Raw genomic sequence first — 15,872 nt, 5'->3', positions numbered from 1 at the left:
TTAGAATTCCTTGGACCACTGCAAATCGATGCTTGCCTCGATGGCCGTGATGGTCGCCGAAGCGGTGACGGCAGGGTAGTAGTCCATGTCGGTGATGCGTGCGTCCTCGATGAAGCCTCCCAGGGTGGGGTCCCCTCGTAGGAGCAGGTACAGGGCTCCATACAGTGCGAATACACGCTTGACCAGAATCGCGTTGGGTGCACTCTTGCACAGGAGAAAGATGGTTGCGCGCATGGTGGCCAGGTCGCTATGCATCCCCAACGGCTCGAGGTTCTCATAATCGGGTTGGATGTAGAGCATCGTGGGACGCCGCATGGCATCCACATCGGGGAAGTCGATCTCTATGTTCTTCTCATCGAAGTGCTCGATGGAGATTCCTTCCTCCTGCTCCTGCAAGCCCGCCAGGTCCCGCGCGATCACATCCTTCAGCCTTTCGAGCACCTGCATCTCTGTCTTCATCGTGTGTTCTCCTTCTCGATGCGTGCCACCTCCCGCTGCACCAGCTGATCGAGCTTCGTCTTGAAGGCCGTCGTGCTCAGGTATTTCTTCACTGGGGCGGCCACGAAATCGCGCTCGGGAAGCTTCACCGAATGCACCCGCATCCACTTGCCGTCCTTTTGGAAGGTCAGCCAGCCTCCATCCTTGGCAGTGATCCGGGCTCCCTTGGCCAGGGCGTAGCCGTAGAATACCTTGTTCTGCTCGGAGGAAGCCTTGGCTTCGACGATCACCGCCTTGCCGCTACGGATCACGCGGCGGCTGATGCTCTTGTACAGCGCCCCGGTGCCCTTTGAGAGCCCGTGGGACTTGTAGGCCTTGCGCACCTGGGCTCTTGCGGCCGTGCCGATGCCGCCCAGGATGCGACGCATCGCCTTGTCCCGCTTCGCCCCGAGGCCCTGGAGGTAGGAGAGTGCTTCAGCCAGGTCAGTCTCGACCGATACGCTTTCGGTGCTATAGCTTCTTCGCATCCCCAGCATGTCAGAACCCCAGGATGCGCAAGCTGTCCAGCGGCTGCAGGTACTTGCGGTAGTTGCTGTAATTGACGAACGTGCGGCTGTTGTCGGCAAAGCTCTTGCCCGTCAGGCCGATGTTGCCCCCGGTCTCGCTGAGCATGAGCGTGGCGATGCGCAGGATCGAGACGACGATCACCAAAGGCATCTCTTGTGCGTCCCATCCCGCTGTGTAGCTCAGGCGGATATTGTCCTCGCCGACGGGGAACTTGGTAGTGTGATCCACAAAACGGATATGGTCGTCGCATGCGGCCACCAGGGACATGTCCACAGCGGCCGTTCCTACGGTGAGGGCTTGGACAACGGTGATGTTGCGACAGGGTAGGTACAGGCGCCTGGAACCGGTCCCCGAGACGACCACATCGGCATGCTCCTGCTGCTTCGGATCGAAGCCCAGGTACGAGCTCACGATATCCTCGGCAGTACAGAGGAAGGCGCCCTTGAGCTCTGCGGCCTCGGGAGCGTCCTCGTAGTTGCCGCTGTAGGTGTCGAACATGGCGATGCTGGCGATCATGCGCTTCCTCCCTAATCAAGGTGACGGACACCCCGACTTGCGCCGGGATGCCCCCATAGAATTTCTAAGCCTCGGTGACGGTCACCGTGCACGCCTCGGTGGCGGCATCGGCGAACGCCTTGGTGGCACCCGCGGTCGCATCGGACACGACGCAGTAGTAGTACGCGGTTCCTGCGCTCGACGTGGGTGCCTCATAGGTACTGGCCGTCGCACCGCTGATGAGTGTCCCCCCGGTGTTGGTCGCCCCCGTATTGGAGTACCATTGGTAGGCCAAGGCCCTGCCGTCCGAGGCTTCCGCCTGGACCGACAGGACGGCCGCCTCGCCGACGAGGGAAGCCACTTCGGTTTCCAACATGGCCACCTGAAGCGTCGGTATCTCAGGCTCGATCAGGCCCGCCTCCTTCAGGTGCCCGATCAGGACGTTCAGGTCCTTGACCGCGTTCGCCGCGGTGGAGGCCCCCGATGCCGGAATGTAGGGTATCGGGCACGGGCGCTCGTCGGTGATGATGCAGTCGGCAGCGAGGATGACCTCGCCGCCGATGACCGTCTTTTCACCGCCTTGTTCGCGGTAGTTTTTCGTGTTGTATCCCATCAGGTGCCTCCCTTAGGCTTTCTGCACGAGGACCTTGACGGCCTCGCCGAGGATCAGCCGCCCGTCCACGCGCTGGGACCCGAGGAATCCCACCTGGCCGGTCGGGGCGAACAGTTCTCCCAAACGCTTGAAGGTGCGTCCCTGGCGGTCGGCGATCCAGTAGTACGAGAAGTCCCCGAAGGCCACCGTCTTCGCACCGCTGGCGATCTCGGGCATGTACGCCGAGGTCCTCACCGGGCGGCCGAGGATGGTGTCGGGCTCCTTGGCCACCAGCGAGGGTTGCCAGATGTACTGCCCGTTGCCGTCCTTGAGCTTGCGGATCGCCTTGATGGTGGCGTCGTTGGTCAGCCACACCGCGTTCTTGCGGTACGGAGACCGAAGCGCATGGTACAGGTCGATGACCTCGTCACAGGTCAGCGCGGTGGCCGACGCGGCGGTGACTCCCACCTGAGCTCCTCCTGTGGCCGCGAGGATGCCCAGCGGCTTGCCCGATCCGTCCCCGGTGAAGAACGCGGCCTCCTCCTTGGCCCCGATGCGGCGGGCGAACTCGGTGGCAATGTAGGACTCGATGTCGAACACGCTGTCGTTGATCAGCTCTTCGGATACCTTGATGATCGTGCCCAGCTTGTAGGCGCTGATGGTCACCTGACCGAAGCTGTCGTCGCTCTCCGGATACGTTCCCTCCTCGTCGATCCATGCCGCCTCGCCCTTGGATGCGGAGATCGGGATCTTGCGGTCGCCGCTCGCGGTCTGGATGAGATGCGCGATCGAACGGAAGATGTTCTCATCCTTCAGCGACTCGACGATGGTGCGTTCGAACTCGTCGGGGACGAGGTAGCCGCCCTCGGTGTCGGTGCCCACCTGCAGCGCGTTCTTCACCTCGAACTCGTTGCCCTGGCGCCGCATGTGGTTCCAGAATGCCGAGCGGTACTCCTGCGATGCCCGTCCCGCCTTCATCTGGGCCTTCGGGGCGTTCTCTGGGCGGCTGGTGATGGGAGAGCCCACGTGTGCGTTCAGCTCACGCTCGAACGCCTCGATGCGTTCCTGCCGCTCGATCTCGTGTCCCAAATCCACGATCTCCTTCTCCATCCGCTCGTACGTCGCGGTATCCTCGGCGCCCAGGATGCCCTTGTCGTTGCGTTTCGCATCGAGGAATGCCTTCGCCTGTTCCCAGGCCTTCGCGCGCTGGGCGCGCATGTCGTTGATCTTTCCCATGTGTTCTCTCCTAGTGGGGTTTGATGAGATTCAGCCGTGTCTCGAGTTCGTCGAGGGCGGCTGTGCCTGCTTCAGGTGGCGCCTGGTCCGTCGTGTGCGCATGCGTTGTGGTGATCTTGTTCAGAAGCGAGAGCTGCGAGGTGCGCATCGAGAACGCGTACGATGCCTCGTTCGAGGCCTTCTTCGCATCCTCGAGGATCGCATCGGCGAAGCCCAGCTCGATGGCCTTCTTCGCGTTCATCCATGTCTCGTTGTCCATCAGGTGGCTGATCTTCGCGCGGGTGAGGTTCGTCTTGATCTCGTAGGCGTTGATGATGCTCTCCTTCACCTCGTCCAGCATGCCGATGGCCTTCTGCATGTCCTCATGGTTGCCGTAGGCTCCGGTCATGGGGTTGTGGATCATCATGAGCGCGGTGGGTGCCATGAGCACCCTCGTGCCCGCCATCGCGATCACCGAGGCCGCGCTCGCGGCGATCCCGTCGATCTTCACCGTGATGGCTCCCGGATAGTCCATGAGCATCGCGTGGATGCGGCTGGCCGCGATGCAATCCCCTCCGGGGCTGTTGATCCAGATGGTCACCTCGCCGCTGTCGGCGAACAGCTCATCGCGGAACTGCTCGGGGGTGACATCATCATCGAACCAACTCTCCTCGGCGATCGTGCCTGAAAGCTCAAGGATCCTCGGCCTGCCTTCGTCTTCGCCCCGGTTTTTCCATTGCCAGAACTTCCTGTTCTTCATTACTCTCCTCCTGGGATGTGTCCGTTGACTTGTCTGCGAATGCCCCGGCCCGCGAAAGGGGGAGCATGTTTCCGTTGATGAGGTAGAGGTTCCCCCCGTCCCCGTCGGCGATGAGGTCCATGTCCTCCAGGGAGCGGATATCGTTGGCACTCATCCACCCGTTCTGTCTTGCCGTCGCATACCCGCCCATGCGGCTCTGGTAATCACCGCGCAGCAGCCCCTCGACATTGAAGCGGAAGAAATGCGTCTGCTTCTCTCCAGCATCCAACAGTGCACGCGAGAGGGATTGCTCCCAGCGGATGACCCACGGGTCGAGGGTGTATTTGACGAACTCCAGCGACTGCTGCTCGATGTTGCTGAACGAGGATTTTTCCAGGTCTCCCACCATGTGCGGGGGAACGCGGAAGATGCGTGCGATCTCGTTGATCTGGAACTTGCGTGTCTGCAGGAACTGAGCCTGCTCAGGTGAGATCGAAATCGGCGTGTATTTCATCCCCTCCTCGAGCACCGCTACCTTATGTGAGTTGGACGAGCCCCCGAACTGGCCTTGCCACGTATCGCGCAGGCGTGTGGGGTCCTTCACCGTTCCCGGGTGCTCCAGCACCCCGCTCGGGGCGGCCCCGTTGGCGAAGAACTTCGCCCCATACTCCTCACAGGCGATCGCCATGCCGATGGCGTTCTTGGCCATCGCGATCGGCGAGTAGCCCACCAACCCGTCGAAACCGAGTCCCGGGATGTGCAGCACCTCGGAGGCGTCCAGGACCACTGAAGTTCCCTTCATGGTAGGTGCATCCTCGGCGCTGGTGGTGTATTGGTAGTAGAGCTTGCCACTCTTGTCACGATCGACCTGCATGCGGTTGGGCATCAGGGGGTAGAGTGCCGCCACCTGGCCCTTGCCGTTTCGGATGATCTGCGCATAGGCGTTGCCCCAGAGCAGCAGGTGGGTCATCAGCGTCTCGCGGAACACAAAGCTGGTCATCTCCGCATTCGGCTCTGCGTGCAGCAGGGGGTATAGCGGGTGCTCCTTCGCCTTGTGCTTGCTTGCATCGTCGTCATGGCGGTAGAGGTGAAGCGGCAGTCCTGCGATCGCCTCGGCGAGGATGCGCACGCAGGCATAGACGGCCGTCATCTGCATCGATGAGCGTTCGTTGACCGCCTTGCCTGATGTCGATCCTCCGAAGAGAAAACTGTATGAGGACCCGCTGGTCCTGTCCTGGGGCTTGTCACGTGATCTTGTGAATATCTTGCTGAAGGGATTCATTATTTGCTCTCCAATTATTCTTTTTTAGTAAAAACTTGAATAAGAAGCTTGACATCTAATTAGGACCATAGTAAATTAAACACGAGTAATTAAAGGCCATGTAAAAGGAACCCGTATATTTTTTAGATTACTATCCTAAGGAGGATTGTTATGAAACCAAAAAGAGTCGTTCAAACCAGTGAAATTCTTGAAAGAATCACTTCAGGTTTTGGTGTTGAGAAATACCAAAATGCGAAACCATTTATGGGTTCCGGTCCATTGTGGGATTTTTGTATGAGGACAATCACAGAACCCACATACATGTCTTGCATTGCTTTCGCCAATGATCTTGGGGTTCCTCCAGTAAAGTCACTGATGACCATCTACGACCGGAATATGAAAAACGCTGATGAACTCAAAGTCAATGCACAGGAAAGCCAATGGATTGGCTCTCTTATGGGGTATGTCTTTAAATTCATCCTTGATTATCAAAGTCAAAAAGAGGGTAATTCTGTGAACATGCATGGTGTAAAGACTGCAACCCGCTTCCTTGACGGCCCGATTCTTGAATTCATCAAGTGATCAGATGAACAGGATGCCCCGGTTCTCGTATACCGATTCACGTAGATCGTTGCCACACCTGATCGCCCGATCCAGTGCCATGATCGCGGCCACCGCACCATCGATCTTCTCGGTAGACTTCTGTTTGTCCGGTTTGATGTTCCCCGCCGGATCGGTACGGATGAAGATGTTGTCCACCATCCAACGGAGCACCGGGTGCCCCGCATGAGCGAAGGTACGTTCGAGGACCAGTTTCATCAGTTCCTTGGTCGGTGGGCTCATGTCCTTGAAGCCCTGGCCGAAAGGAACCACGGTGAAGCCCATGCCCTCGAGGTTCTGCACCATCTGCACTGCTCCCCAGCGGTCGAAGGCGATCTCACGGATGTTGTATCTTTTGCCCAGATCCTCGATGAAGGCTTCGATGTACCCATAGTGGACCACATTGCCTTCGGTGGTTTGGATGAACCCTTCGCGCTCCCACACGTCGTAGGGTACATGATCACGCCGTACACGTAGGTCGAGGGTCTCCTCGGGAAGCCAGAAGTAGGGCAGCACGGAGAACTTGTCCTCCTCATCCCGCGGTGGGAATATGAGAGTGAAGGCGGTTATATCGGTGGTGGACGAAAGATCGAGACCACCGTAGCAGACCCTTCCTTCCAATGCCGTCTCATCCACCGGGAAATCGCACTGGTCCCATTTCTCCATCGGCATCCAGCGGATGGCTTGCTTGACCCATTGGTTGAGCCGAAGCTGGCGGAAACTGTTCTCCTCGGCGGGATTTTGGCGTGCACTCTCACACGCTGCCTTTACCTTCTCCAAGGCAATGGTATGTCCCAGCGACGGATTGGCCTTCTTCCAGGTCTTCGGGTCCGTCCAGTCGTCGTTTTCATCAGCTCCGTAGATGAGGGGGTAGAAGGTCTTATCGTGTTTTCTTCCCTCGAGAATGTCCTTGGCCTTCTGGTGCTGCTCGTAGCAGATCGAGTGCTGGTCGGTTCCCGCCGTGGTGATCAAAAAGAACAGCGGCTGTGCTCTGGCATCGCCCGAGCCCTTGGTCATCACGTCAAAGAGCTTTCTATTCGGTTGGGTGTGCAGTTCGTCGAAGACCACCCCGTGGATATTGAATCCATGCTTGGAGTAGGCTTCGGCGCTCAGCACCTGGTAGAAGCTGTTGGTCGGCAGGTACACGATGCGCTTGGTGGCTGCCAGGATCTTCACTCGTCGATTCAGCGAGGGACACATACGAACCATGTCCGCTGCCACTTCGAATACGATCGATGCCTGTTGGCGGTCGGCTGCGCATCCATAGACCTCGGCGCGTTCCTCGAAGTCGGCGCAGGTCAGCAGCAGTGCCACCGCGGCGGCGAGCTCGCTCTTGCCATTCTTCTTGGGAATCTCGATGTAGGCGGTGTTGAATTGCCGATATCCGTCGGTCTTGACGATACCGAACAGGTCGCGGATGATCTGCTCCTGCCAAGGAAGCAGCAGGAAGGGCTTTCCCGCCCACACTCCCTTGGTATGATTCAGGCACTGGATGAAGGCCACCGCATGGTCGGCCAGGGTCTTGTCGTAGGTCGAATCCTTGGCCATGAATGCAGTGGGTTGGTATTTCTTCAGTTGTTTCATGGCATTCCTATGTATACGAAAAGAAGACCCCGGAGGGTCTTCACTAAGGCGTTCAAGCGGCTTGTGTCAGCCTTCGCCGGTGAGGATGAAGTGGGTGTATTCTGTACTGTGATCTTCGCTCAGGTAGTGTACCAGGTCAGCAAGATCCATGCGCATGGCGATCCACTTCACCGTAGGGATGTCGAACATGTTCGTCAGGCCGCTCTCACGTACCTCGAGGATCTGCTGTTTGATCTTCTCAGTCATCAAGTACCTCCATCATGTGTATTACCGCCTGCTTGAGGATTGCTTCATCAAAACCACAGTCGCGGTAGCCGTGTAGGATGGTCGCGTAGTAGTACGCATCCGGCATCGCCAGCAGAGGGCCTTCGTTCATGACGTAGGCCATCGCCACCAGCTCATCCCCATCCAGGTTCACCATCAAGCGCTTTTTACGGTACAGGTGTGGATGCCCCTCGTAGCGGTCCAGTGCCTTCTCACATTTTTCGGTGATCTGCCAGAGCAGCACCGGTACGCTTGCTCCCCGTTTCATCTCGATAGTGGCCACGCCACTATGTCGGCCCCCTCTGAATACAAGGTGGTAATCGTGCAGTATCGTTGTTCCGATGACCGCTGCATCGGGGCATCGGTATCCCATTTGCTCGAGATTCAGATTGCTTCCATAAGCCAGATAGACTTTCTTCATCGTTGCTTTACTCCTTCACTTGGTCTTCTACCACCTGAAAGGGCGGTCGTCCCGCCCTCAAGGTCTCATCAGGTTGCCCCTTCAGGCGGCAACACGCCGTCTCCATGCGGCTGATCCGCTAAGGCGCTTAGTCAGGTGCTCGCGGCAAGCCTTGAACTCGTCGCCGATGAAGCCGATGCGGTTGAGGTAGGTGCGCATCGCGAACTTCTCGTTCTCGGCTTGGGGCTTCTTGGTGCTCGCCGAGCTTTGGGAGAGCGCTTGGGTGTTCAGCGCAAGGGCAAGGACGATGTAGCTTCTGACCTCTCCGGCATGGAGGGTGCTGTTGAAACCGCGTAGCTCGACGGTCTTGTGGCCGTGGAAGAAAGAGTGCAGGTTCAAGAAATGGTAGCGGCTTTCGTGGTAGTGTGCGTCCCGGTTTCCCCGGTAGCCTTCGTACCAGATGCTCTCGATCTTAGCGAAGGTGGTGGGCTTTTGGCGGTTCATGGTTGCCACAAGGTGTTCGTCCATCCTCTTGCAATACCGTGCCCGCTGGGCTTCAATGCCAAGGGCTTTATAGAACAGGTCGTTTCGGGCGTAGATGATGTTCACGAAGTTTCTGATCGAGCGCGGTGTGTGGTCCTGCCCGTCGAGGTGGATGTGGATGCCGCATGAGCTGTTGGTGAAGGCTCCGGCCTTTCTGAGCGCCCTGATCACCTCCTGCAGGTTCTCGATGTCCGCTTCGTAGGTGAGAATCGGGCTGACCAGCTCGACGCTGTAAAGCCTTGTGGCGGTTTCCCTGATTCCGTTTCTCTTGGTCTCGCATCGAATGGATCCGTCGTAGGTGAACCTCCATGTGCGGCCATCGAAGGTCTTCAGTTCGTAGGTGTCGTAGTAGGAGCCACCGTAGGCTAGAGTGCCACCGAGGACCGTCTGGGCAGCCTGGGCTGCGTCCTTGCGGGTGATGCCTGTCATCTCTACCTCGATTCCGAACCGTGTTGTCTTTTCCATGCCGTCTACCTCTCTTTGGTGTGTTTTTCTTCGTACTGTAGTAATCACTCAAAGAGGGATATATAGCAAGTGTATATATGCAAATAAGATACACTATTTTGCAGGTATTTCTTCGTCCAGGCGTCTCACCATGTCGACCCCCGGTACCACTCCCAAAGTCGAGCCGGTTTCCCATGCAATGTGGATGGTTCCAATGTCGTCCACATGGGCCACTGTCCCCTTGGTGCCCGCCGGCGGTGCGTACTCATCATCCATGCTCACCAGCTCGACGGTACACCCGCTTGGGTATTGCTTTTTGAGGACCTCGACTCTCTTACGGTTCATCTCATCCATATGTATCCTCCCTGTCAGTGTGCATTGATCGCTCAGCTTTGCATGAATAGCAAGTACAATGATTCAGGGTTTCGCCAACGCATCCAAAATGAGGCGCATCTGGCGCACGTACTGACCATAGCGGTGGGCAAACAGCGGAAGTTCGTTCTCCCCGTAGTCCAGAAGCGCATCCGCATCCGCCTCTTCTATGCAGTACAAACTGTTCTCGTATGACCAACTCAGGGTAGGAAAAACCGGGATCGGTGGAGCTTCGGGAGCCATCGAGACCAAGATCTGGCGATACGGGTCATTCTCCTCCACCGTTGGCACGCTTGTGCAGCCGATTAAGACGATCAAGACGACCAGCAGTATCACCGCTTGCAGGAGGTTCGATCGTTTCAGGAGGTTTTTCTTGGGCGATGGTGGTGATCTTCTGCTGTACTTCATCGATCTTCTCCAATTGCTGTTCTCGTTTCTTTACCGTTTCCCGCTCTTGTTGGATATCCTTTTTCAGGTCCTTGGTCTTGTGTGCTTGATAGCGGGTGATCCCCAACAACCCCAGGATGATGAGGATGAGCATCTGCATGATTTCATTCATCGACTTTACTCTCCATGAATTTTTTGACCAGTGGTTTCCAGAACGCCATGCACGCAGGAAGCTGCAGCAGGTAGATCGCTATCGTGTACAGGACCACCAGATAGGGTGTACTGTTCAGCTCCCCAGTCGGTGTAGCTGCCGGTACTACTTGGTAGGTCACGTACGCGAGAGCTGCCGAGCAGGCGAGGGCGACCAGCTTGATCTCGTTCTCGCTTGCCCTGTCACGACGAACGCTCTTCTTGTACAGTTCCATCACCAGCCCTAGGAACGCGGCGAAGGTAAGTAATATGGCACTGAGGATCATGTATGTTCCCCCTTGCTGCCAAGCAGTGACAAAAAGTAATCGTCCATTTTCTTTTCCTGCTCCTCGCTCTCCCCGTTGATCTCGTGGGTCCTCAGCGACTTGAAGATGACCTTGTCATTCTCCAGTGCCATGACCAGACCCATTTGGACTCTGGTGATGGTGGTCTTGATCTCCTTGAGGTCCTTCGCATAGAGGTGACGGTCATCACTTTTCTTTGCCAGTCGGTTCAGCAGCCACAATACGATACCTCCCGAACCGAACAGGCATACCGCGAGCGTAGTGATCAGGGTCAGCTCATCCATCAGTTGCCTCCAGGGAGGAGACTTCCTCGTAGGAGTAATCCAATCCGTCGCGCTGCACGGTGACATCAGCTGAGGAACCGGTGAGTTCGATATAGCGTTTGACGATGACGTCGCAATACTTCTCATCCAGCTCGATGGTGGCACAGCTCCGTTCGGTCTGCTCGCAGGCGACTAGCGTACTGCCGCTGCCACCGAACGGATCGAGCACCAGCGTGTTGCTCATCGAGGAGTTCATGATCGGGTAGGCAAGGAGGGCCACCGGTTTCATCGTAGGATGCTCGCCATTTTTCTTTGGCTTGTCGAATTCCCAGATGGTCGATTCCTTGCGTCCGGTGTACCACTGGTGCTTGCCCTTCTTCTTCCACCCGAAGAGCACCGGTTCGTGCTGCCACTGATACGGTGAGCGTCCAAGCACCAGCGACTGTTTCTTCCAGATGCAGGTGCCCGACAGGTAGAAGCCTGCCTCGCTGAAAGCCTTACGGAAGTTCAGCCCCTCGGTATCAGCATGGAAGACGTAGATGGAGGCATCGTCGGCCATGTGGGAGGCAGTGTTGGTGAAGGCATCGAGCAGGAACTGGGCGAAGGCATCGTTACCCATGTTATCATTCTTGATCTTGCCCGCTGTGCCCTCGTAGTTGACGTTGTAGGGGGGATCGGTGACCACCAGGTTCGCTTTGGATCCTGCCATGAGCAGCTCAAATGTCTCGGCTTTGGTGCTATCTCCGCATACCAAGCGGTGTCTTCCCAGTTTCCACAGGTCCCCAGTTTTGGTGATCGCAGGCTTCTCGAGCTCGGCATTCACATCAAAATCATCGTCATGCACCCCGTCGGCAAGAGCATCCTTGAACAGGTCGTCAATCTCAGCCGGGTCGAAACCGGTGAGCGAGATGTCGAAATCCTCGCCCTGCAACTCAGTGATGAGCAAGGCTAGCTTGTCCTTGTCCCACTCGCCGCTGATCTTGTTCATGGCGATATTTAGGGCTTTCTCTTTGTCGGTATCTAATTCGACTAAAATGCAGTCCTCTTCGGCTACTCCCATGTCCTTGAGGACATTCAGCCGTTGGTGGCCGGATATGACAGTGTTGTCGTTGGCGATGTTGACTACGATAAGTTCGACATAGCCGAACTGCTCGAGCGATCGTTTGAGCTTCTCATACTCGGGATCCCCACTCTTGAGCGCTTTACGTGGGTTGTATGTCGCCGGATTCAGATCCGACAGTCTCATCTTTTGGATTCTCATATTATTTTCCCCAACCTTTCTGCAACGAGTAAATGAACGACTTCCCAATCACCTAATAGTGTGACTAGTTTCTTCTGCTGTTGGTCGACAATTCCATGACACGAGTCACAGAGAACTACTAGGTTTGCTTTTTCCCTCGTTCCTGATTCGGAAACTGGAACAATATGATGTACACATAAGTTCTCAGAGCCTCCGCATCGGATGCATGAGGAACCTCTCCGCAATTCGGAACTGAGTTTTTGCCAATCATAGTCGTAAGGACCGTGTGTTTTCTTATGCCTCGCATTCGAGCGAAGGATGTCAAGAAGCCGAATTTTTGTGGCATCATCATAATTCTCCCAGTGCAGGAGTGTGGCTCTACCAATTTTCCGTTTTGTTTCCATGGAATGGTAACTGTCTCCAAGTTTCAGCTTCCTCCGCTTAAGCCCGGAGCTCACCTTTTTCCGAAATTCAGGATCTTTATTCTTTTGAATGATGTCTTCTCTTGTCTTCTGCCATTCATTCTGGCATTGGACCGAGCAAAAAAAGTGAGAAGGTATTCTTCCTTGCGCATACTTTCTCGAGCTGGATTTGCCACAGGTTTCACAGCTGAAATCTATGCGCATGTTCTTCCTCTTTGTTCTCTTGTTTCCTGCGTTGGTTGTAGTCTGCAGGCAGCAGCTCATCGATGTGTTTCTGTTCAATGGTCATGATCCAGTTCTCCCTTGAGCGCCTCTATATACCGCTCGCTCACCTGTTCCCATGCAAACAGCGCATTACCGAAATGGCCATAGCAGGAGGTGAGGTTGTATACAGGACTACGTAGTCCCAGCTGATCGATGATGTCGCTTGGCTTAAGACTGAAGATCGTGCGAACAGCCTTGGCGAGCTGCTCATCATCCACTTTGCCGGTAGCGAAGGTGTGTACATTTACCGCAACCGGTTCGGCCTTACCGATGGCATACGAGATGGCGACTTCACATCTACTGGCCAACTCTGCTGCCACGATGTTCTTGGCGATCATGCGCGCCATGTAAGCCCCGCTTCGGTCCACCTTGGTCGCATCCTTGCCGCTGAAGGCGCCACCTCCGTGGAGTGCCAGGCCCCCGTAGGTGTCCACCATGATCTTGCGACCTGTCAGGCCGGTGTCGGCGGCAGGTCCGCCCTCAACGAAACGGCCGGATGGGTTGATGAGGATACGGGTGTGTGCATCGATGGGGAAGTGAATGAAGGCAGGCTTGAGCACCTTCTCAATGATCTCTTCCCTAAGTGTTTGCAGGTCCTTGTCCCGCTCATGCTGGACCGAGACGATGACGGCGGACACCCTGACGGGCTTGTCATTCTCGTACTCCACCGATACCTGTGCCTTGCCGTCGCTGCGGATTCCCATGATGGTTCCGTTCTTCCTGCACGTGTCCAGGATGCTGCAGATGCGGTGGGAGAGCTCAAGCGGCAGAGGAATGCAGGTGGGTGTCTCATCGGTTGCATAGCCGTACACCGTCCCCTGGTCCCCGGCTCCCAATTCATCCACTTTACCCTCGGCATCCCTGATCTCCAGGGCGGTATCGACGCCGCCTGCAATATCCGAACTCTGGTTGTGGAGGAATACGCTGATGGTGAATTCCTTGGGGTTGTAGCCACACTCTGCAAGGGCGGTCCGTACGGTTTGGCGTATGTTGACCTTGGTGCGGCTGGTGATCTCTCCGGCGACGATGATCCGGCCCTTGGTCGCCATGACCTCGCAGGCCACGCGCGAATATGCATCGCTGCTGAGGCAGGCATCGAGTATCGAGTCGGCGATGTAGTCGCATAGCTTATCTGGATGTCCGCAGCAGACACTCTCGGATGTGAGGTGGTTTTTCATGTTTGAATTCCTTTGATTGTTTGATTTCCTAGCGGCTGCGCCTGGAAGTGAGCAGCCGTTCCATCAGGTCGTCCTGAGGATTTGCTCCTTGGTATGAGGTGGCATTGTTCTCCTTCACGATCTGGAAGATCTGGTACCATATCTGGTTCACCTGTTTCATGTATTCACGGCTCATCGCCACGTACGGAGAAGCGATCGCAGCACCGGTGGTAGGGTGCTTTGCGAGGAATCCGTACTCGCTGACTGCCATCTCGCACTGGATCCACCTGGCCACTGCCATCGCGTACTGGTGGATGATCTGGCTGCTGACTAAATTCTCACAGCGTCTGGTCTTGAGCCAATCCCATGTCTCCTGGAAGACCTCTGCGGCATCGAGTTCAATGCCACTCTTCTGAGTGACTGTCATGTAATACTTTACCGGTGGCATATCCGCGCCTTCGAGCTCGGCAGCCTCAGGCTGTTGCACCACGCTGGCAGCTCTGCCTTCGTGGATTTTCTCTGAGAGAGCCTTGGGTTTGCGCCCTGCACCGACGCGGGCACCACCACGGTTGGTACCGTCTTTTGCCATGTTGCACCGCCTTCGTATGATGAGGGGGTCAATCCCCCGTTTGAATTCCAATTTTTACGCGTGATTGCCCCTGCCCGTTGTACGCTACATATGGTGTAGAGATTGACAATCCCCTAGGGGGTACACCACCAGTAGTAACCTTTTAACCTTTCCATCGGTCCTTTTGACGCCCGTGGAGGGCCGAGTGGCACCTGTTACATAGTGCCATAAGGTTCTCCTCGTCATCAGTACCACCATATCTAGTGGCCTTGATGTGATGGGCAACCGTCGCTCGTGTAAGTCTTCCCTGCCTGCGACACAGCTCGCAGAATGGATGCTCGGCGAGGAACTTACTGCGAGCTTTTCTCCAGGAGGAGCCGTAGCGCTTGTGGGTGCCGGGATCCCGCTGGTTGCGTTCGTAGGTCTTTGCAGCCTCTTTCGCATGCTCCTCACAGTACCGACCTTCGGTGAGTCGTGGGCAACCCGGATGGCTGCACGGTCGCTTGGGCTTGTAGGGCATGAGAGGTTCTCCTGTGGAAATGAAACAGTTCTTATTGGCTAGGGATAATGGATATCACAGGGATATTCACAGCAATGTATACGATAAGGAGTATCGCAAGGATGATTTTTTCTGATGCGATGAACTTTACTGGTTTCCAAAATTCCTTGCTGATCAGATATCTGTGTCGAAACAAACCGTATAACAACAGTAGCACGACTCCCGCTAACAGGAGGGACATCTGGAGGATCAAGAAACCCTCATAAAACAAGCCCGTGAATTCCGAGAGCATCTTGACCATGATGAAGATCAATATCCATGAACCGTAGGAATTCAGTTCATTATCTCGTTGAGAGCGGTGTATGCTCTTTGAGAGAATCAGGAAGGCAGCAAGGGTAAGGATGTTGATAACGAGTATGCGTATGCTCAGGAGAAAAGTCTTCCCTGCCTCGACTCCTCTCAACACAGGAATAACTTGTGGAATGTTGTTATAAAGGACCACATTGAGTACTAAAAGAATAATAGATAAAACGCTAGCTCCGACAGCAAGTTTTCTCATGATTCCTCCCTAATCTCACGTGTACGGAATTCGAACAAATTCTCCGACACACCATCATACAGAATCTTCGTGCTGATAGTTCAAACGCAAAAGTACTCAAGAATATGTTTTCGGGCAATTCTTAACTCCACTGGCTGCACGGTCGCTTGGGCTTGTAGGGCATGCACTGATCTCCTTCGGGCAAAAAGAAAGCCCGGGAGGAATTCCCGAGCTCTTTATGGACTTGTCTGAGTGTACAGTAGCGTGAAAAGCAAACTGAGCACAACTGTTATTTTCTGATATTTTAACGATTGGGTTTCATGCATATCGTGAACATTCCAGCGCAGTTCATGCACCCTGTGCTAAAGGCACAGCACCTTGCTCGCCTAGTCCTCACAATGGAATCAATCTTACGGTTGAGTCTTCTCCCTGTTTTGTGTGGTTTAGGTTGTGAACGTAACGTAAAAGGCCTCCCCAGCGGTACCCTCGGGCGTTACCTGCCAAGAAGAGCCCTTGTGGCGTGACG

24 protein-coding genes are annotated in these 15,872 nt (G+C 55.7%); 2 read left to right on the top strand and 22 right to left on the bottom strand.

The genetic code is table 11. The features are described 5' to 3' along the window. From ACODJP_RS12460 to ACODJP_RS12430, 7 genes are all read right to left on the bottom strand, one after another. Window positions 1–459: a hypothetical protein gene (locus ACODJP_RS12460; protein WP_422481991.1), complete on the bottom strand. Its 459-nt coding sequence runs from the start codon at window positions 457–459 to the stop codon at window positions 1–3. Further along, window positions 456–974, bottom strand: coding sequence for a hypothetical protein (locus ACODJP_RS12455; RefSeq protein WP_422481989.1), 519 nt, complete (start codon window positions 972–974; stop codon window positions 456–458). Before ACODJP_RS12455 ends, ACODJP_RS12460 begins: the two co-directional genes overlap by 4 nt. A gap of 1 nt (window position 975) precedes the next feature. After that, window positions 976–1,521, bottom strand: a complete 546-nt coding sequence (locus ACODJP_RS12450) for a hypothetical protein (protein WP_422481987.1) — start codon at window positions 1,519–1,521, stop codon at window positions 976–978. A gap of 64 nt (window positions 1,522–1,585) precedes the next feature. Then, the gene (locus tag ACODJP_RS12445) at window positions 1,586–2,113 is read right to left on the bottom strand and encodes a hypothetical protein (RefSeq protein ID WP_422481985.1); all 528 of its coding nucleotides are present in this window, start codon (window positions 2,111–2,113) and stop codon (window positions 1,586–1,588) included. Window positions 2,114–2,125: 12 nt separating this feature from the next. Beyond that, a complete protein-coding gene (locus tag ACODJP_RS12440) occupies window positions 2,126–3,328 on the bottom strand; it encodes a phage major capsid protein (RefSeq protein ID WP_422481983.1) in 1,203 nt (400 codons plus the stop codon). A 10-nt stretch (window positions 3,329–3,338) separates the two neighbouring features. Beyond that, complete coding sequence (locus ACODJP_RS12435; RefSeq protein WP_422481981.1) at window positions 3,339–4,067, bottom strand: head maturation protease, ClpP-related; 729 nt, start codon at window positions 4,065–4,067, stop codon at window positions 3,339–3,341. Beyond that, window positions 4,000–5,328: a phage portal protein gene (locus tag ACODJP_RS12430; RefSeq protein ID WP_422481979.1), complete on the bottom strand. Its 1,329-nt coding sequence runs from the start codon at window positions 5,326–5,328 to the stop codon at window positions 4,000–4,002. The genes ACODJP_RS12435 and ACODJP_RS12430 overlap by 68 nt, the downstream gene beginning before the upstream one ends. Window positions 5,329–5,478: 150 nt before the next feature. Here ACODJP_RS12430 and ACODJP_RS12425 point away from each other — a divergent pair, with 150 nt between their 5' ends. Further along, window positions 5,479–5,889, top strand: coding sequence for a hypothetical protein (locus ACODJP_RS12425; RefSeq protein WP_422481977.1), 411 nt, complete (start codon window positions 5,479–5,481; stop codon window positions 5,887–5,889). Here the strand turns inward: ACODJP_RS12425 and ACODJP_RS12420 are convergent, their stop codons facing one another. The 14 genes from ACODJP_RS12420 to ACODJP_RS12355 all read right to left on the bottom strand — a co-directional run bounded on the left by ACODJP_RS12420 (window position 5,890) and on the right by ACODJP_RS12355 (window position 14,631). Further along, window positions 5,890–7,491 carry a terminase large subunit gene (locus tag ACODJP_RS12420; protein WP_422481975.1) on the bottom strand — a complete coding sequence of 534 codons (1,602 nt, stop codon included), beginning with the start codon at window positions 7,489–7,491 and terminating at the stop codon, window positions 5,890–5,892. 66 nt (window positions 7,492–7,557) lie between these two features. Next, complete coding sequence (locus ACODJP_RS12415; RefSeq protein ID WP_422481973.1) at window positions 7,558–7,737, bottom strand: DUF5049 domain-containing protein; 180 nt, start codon at window positions 7,735–7,737, stop codon at window positions 7,558–7,560. Then, window positions 7,730–8,176 carry a gamma-glutamylcyclotransferase family protein gene (locus ACODJP_RS12410; protein WP_422481971.1) on the bottom strand — a complete coding sequence of 149 codons (447 nt, stop codon included), beginning with the start codon at window positions 8,174–8,176 and terminating at the stop codon, window positions 7,730–7,732. The genes ACODJP_RS12415 and ACODJP_RS12410 overlap by 8 nt, the downstream gene beginning before the upstream one ends. 81 nt (window positions 8,177–8,257) lie before the next feature. Continuing rightward, entirely contained in the window at window positions 8,258–9,163 is a 906-nt protein-coding gene (locus tag ACODJP_RS12405) for an amidoligase family protein (protein WP_422481969.1), read from the bottom strand. Window positions 9,164–9,256: 93 nt separating this feature from the next. After that, complete coding sequence (locus ACODJP_RS12400; RefSeq protein ID WP_422481967.1) at window positions 9,257–9,496, bottom strand: DUF4314 domain-containing protein; 240 nt, start codon at window positions 9,494–9,496, stop codon at window positions 9,257–9,259. A gap of 63 nt (window positions 9,497–9,559) precedes the next feature. Beyond that, on the bottom strand, window positions 9,560–9,796 hold the full coding sequence (locus ACODJP_RS12395; protein WP_422481965.1) for a hypothetical protein: 237 nt from the start codon (window positions 9,794–9,796) through the stop codon (window positions 9,560–9,562). After that, window positions 9,783–10,073: a hypothetical protein gene (locus ACODJP_RS12390; protein WP_422481963.1), complete on the bottom strand. Its 291-nt coding sequence runs from the start codon at window positions 10,071–10,073 to the stop codon at window positions 9,783–9,785. The genes ACODJP_RS12395 and ACODJP_RS12390 overlap by 14 nt, the downstream gene beginning before the upstream one ends. Beyond that, complete coding sequence (locus ACODJP_RS12385; protein ID WP_422481961.1) at window positions 10,066–10,377, bottom strand: hypothetical protein; 312 nt, start codon at window positions 10,375–10,377, stop codon at window positions 10,066–10,068. The genes ACODJP_RS12390 and ACODJP_RS12385 overlap by 8 nt, the downstream gene beginning before the upstream one ends. Next, window positions 10,374–10,679: a hypothetical protein gene (locus ACODJP_RS12380; RefSeq protein WP_422481959.1), complete on the bottom strand. Its 306-nt coding sequence runs from the start codon at window positions 10,677–10,679 to the stop codon at window positions 10,374–10,376. The genes ACODJP_RS12385 and ACODJP_RS12380 overlap by 4 nt, the downstream gene beginning before the upstream one ends. Continuing rightward, entirely contained in the window at window positions 10,672–11,919 is a 1,248-nt protein-coding gene (locus ACODJP_RS12375) for a site-specific DNA-methyltransferase (RefSeq protein ID WP_422481957.1), read from the bottom strand. The genes ACODJP_RS12380 and ACODJP_RS12375 overlap by 8 nt, the downstream gene beginning before the upstream one ends. Further along, entirely contained in the window at window positions 11,916–12,302 is a 387-nt protein-coding gene (locus ACODJP_RS12370; RefSeq protein WP_422481955.1) for an HNH endonuclease, read from the bottom strand. Before ACODJP_RS12370 ends, ACODJP_RS12375 begins: the two co-directional genes overlap by 4 nt. Window positions 12,303–12,598: 296 nt before the next feature. Then, window positions 12,599–13,762, bottom strand: coding sequence for a methionine adenosyltransferase (metK, locus tag ACODJP_RS12365; RefSeq protein WP_422481953.1), 1,164 nt, complete (start codon window positions 13,760–13,762; stop codon window positions 12,599–12,601). A gap of 28 nt (window positions 13,763–13,790) precedes the next feature. Beyond that, window positions 13,791–14,330, bottom strand: coding sequence for a P27 family phage terminase small subunit (locus ACODJP_RS12360; RefSeq protein WP_422481951.1), 540 nt, complete (start codon window positions 14,328–14,330; stop codon window positions 13,791–13,793). A gap of 142 nt (window positions 14,331–14,472) precedes the next feature. After that, window positions 14,473–14,631 carry an HNH endonuclease signature motif containing protein gene (locus ACODJP_RS12355; RefSeq protein WP_422482106.1) on the bottom strand — a complete coding sequence of 53 codons (159 nt, stop codon included), beginning with the start codon at window positions 14,629–14,631 and terminating at the stop codon, window positions 14,473–14,475. 66 nt (window positions 14,632–14,697) lie between these two features. On the opposite strand from ACODJP_RS12355, the gene ACODJP_RS12350 reads away from it, so the two are divergent. Then, window positions 14,698–14,871 carry a hypothetical protein gene (locus tag ACODJP_RS12350; RefSeq protein ID WP_422482110.1) on the top strand — a complete coding sequence of 58 codons (174 nt, stop codon included), beginning with the start codon at window positions 14,698–14,700 and terminating at the stop codon, window positions 14,869–14,871. Here ACODJP_RS12350 and ACODJP_RS12345 read toward each other — a convergent pair. After that, entirely contained in the window at window positions 14,861–15,367 is a 507-nt protein-coding gene (locus ACODJP_RS12345) for a hypothetical protein (RefSeq protein ID WP_422481949.1), read from the bottom strand. The two genes, ACODJP_RS12350 and ACODJP_RS12345, sit on opposite strands and share 11 nt — an antisense overlap. Window positions 15,368–15,872: the final 505 nt, after the last annotated feature.

Origin of the sequence: Pleomorphochaeta sp. DL1XJH-081, assembly GCF_049310885.1 — a bacterium.
Taxonomy (GTDB): Bacteria; Spirochaetota; Spirochaetia; order Sphaerochaetales; family Sphaerochaetaceae; genus CAYZJV01.
This window is presented reverse-complemented; position numbering and strand designations above follow the sequence as displayed.

What these genes read in the sequence shown, in the direction of transcription:
- ACODJP_RS12430 (WP_422481979.1), bottom strand. Translation starts at nt 5,328, where the DNA reads ATGAATCCCTTCAGCAAGATATTCACAAGATCACGTGACAAGCCCCAG.
- ACODJP_RS12370 (WP_422481955.1), bottom strand. Translation starts at nt 12,302, where the DNA reads ATGGAAACAAAACGGAAAATTGGTAGAGCCACACTCCTGCACTGGGAG.
- metK (WP_422481953.1), bottom strand. Translation starts at nt 13,762, where the DNA reads ATGAAAAACCACCTCACATCCGAGAGTGTCTGCTGCGGACATCCAGAT.
- ACODJP_RS12440 (WP_422481983.1), bottom strand. Translation starts at nt 3,328, where the DNA reads ATGGGAAAGATCAACGACATGCGCGCCCAGCGCGCGAAGGCCTGGGAA.
- ACODJP_RS12385 (WP_422481961.1), bottom strand. Translation starts at nt 10,377, where the DNA reads ATGATCCTCAGTGCCATATTACTTACCTTCGCCGCGTTCCTAGGGCTG.
- ACODJP_RS12400 (WP_422481967.1), bottom strand. Translation starts at nt 9,496, where the DNA reads ATGGATGAGATGAACCGTAAGAGAGTCGAGGTCCTCAAAAAGCAATAC.
- ACODJP_RS12390 (WP_422481963.1), bottom strand. Translation starts at nt 10,073, where the DNA reads ATGAATGAAATCATGCAGATGCTCATCCTCATCATCCTGGGGTTGTTG.
- ACODJP_RS12345 (WP_422481949.1), bottom strand. Translation starts at nt 15,367, where the DNA reads ATGAGAAAACTTGCTGTCGGAGCTAGCGTTTTATCTATTATTCTTTTA.
- ACODJP_RS12445 (WP_422481985.1), bottom strand. Translation starts at nt 2,113, where the DNA reads ATGGGATACAACACGAAAAACTACCGCGAACAAGGCGGTGAAAAGACG.
- ACODJP_RS12455 (WP_422481989.1), bottom strand. Translation starts at nt 974, where the DNA reads ATGCTGGGGATGCGAAGAAGCTATAGCACCGAAAGCGTATCGGTCGAG.
- ACODJP_RS12460 (WP_422481991.1), bottom strand. Translation starts at nt 459, where the DNA reads ATGAAGACAGAGATGCAGGTGCTCGAAAGGCTGAAGGATGTGATCGCG.
- ACODJP_RS12450 (WP_422481987.1), bottom strand. Translation starts at nt 1,521, where the DNA reads ATGATCGCCAGCATCGCCATGTTCGACACCTACAGCGGCAACTACGAG.
- ACODJP_RS12410 (WP_422481971.1), bottom strand. Translation starts at nt 8,176, where the DNA reads ATGAAGAAAGTCTATCTGGCTTATGGAAGCAATCTGAATCTCGAGCAA.
- ACODJP_RS12375 (WP_422481957.1), bottom strand. Translation starts at nt 11,919, where the DNA reads ATGAGAATCCAAAAGATGAGACTGTCGGATCTGAATCCGGCGACATAC.
- ACODJP_RS12380 (WP_422481959.1), bottom strand. Translation starts at nt 10,679, where the DNA reads ATGGATGAGCTGACCCTGATCACTACGCTCGCGGTATGCCTGTTCGGT.
- ACODJP_RS12435 (WP_422481981.1), bottom strand. Translation starts at nt 4,067, where the DNA reads ATGAAGAACAGGAAGTTCTGGCAATGGAAAAACCGGGGCGAAGACGAA.
- ACODJP_RS12360 (WP_422481951.1), bottom strand. Translation starts at nt 14,330, where the DNA reads ATGGCAAAAGACGGTACCAACCGTGGTGGTGCCCGCGTCGGTGCAGGG.
- ACODJP_RS12425 (WP_422481977.1), top strand. Translation starts at nt 5,479, where the DNA reads ATGAAACCAAAAAGAGTCGTTCAAACCAGTGAAATTCTTGAAAGAATC.
- ACODJP_RS12405 (WP_422481969.1), bottom strand. Translation starts at nt 9,163, where the DNA reads ATGGAAAAGACAACACGGTTCGGAATCGAGGTAGAGATGACAGGCATC.
- ACODJP_RS12420 (WP_422481975.1), bottom strand. Translation starts at nt 7,491, where the DNA reads ATGAAACAACTGAAGAAATACCAACCCACTGCATTCATGGCCAAGGAT.
- ACODJP_RS12415 (WP_422481973.1), bottom strand. Translation starts at nt 7,737, where the DNA reads ATGACTGAGAAGATCAAACAGCAGATCCTCGAGGTACGTGAGAGCGGC.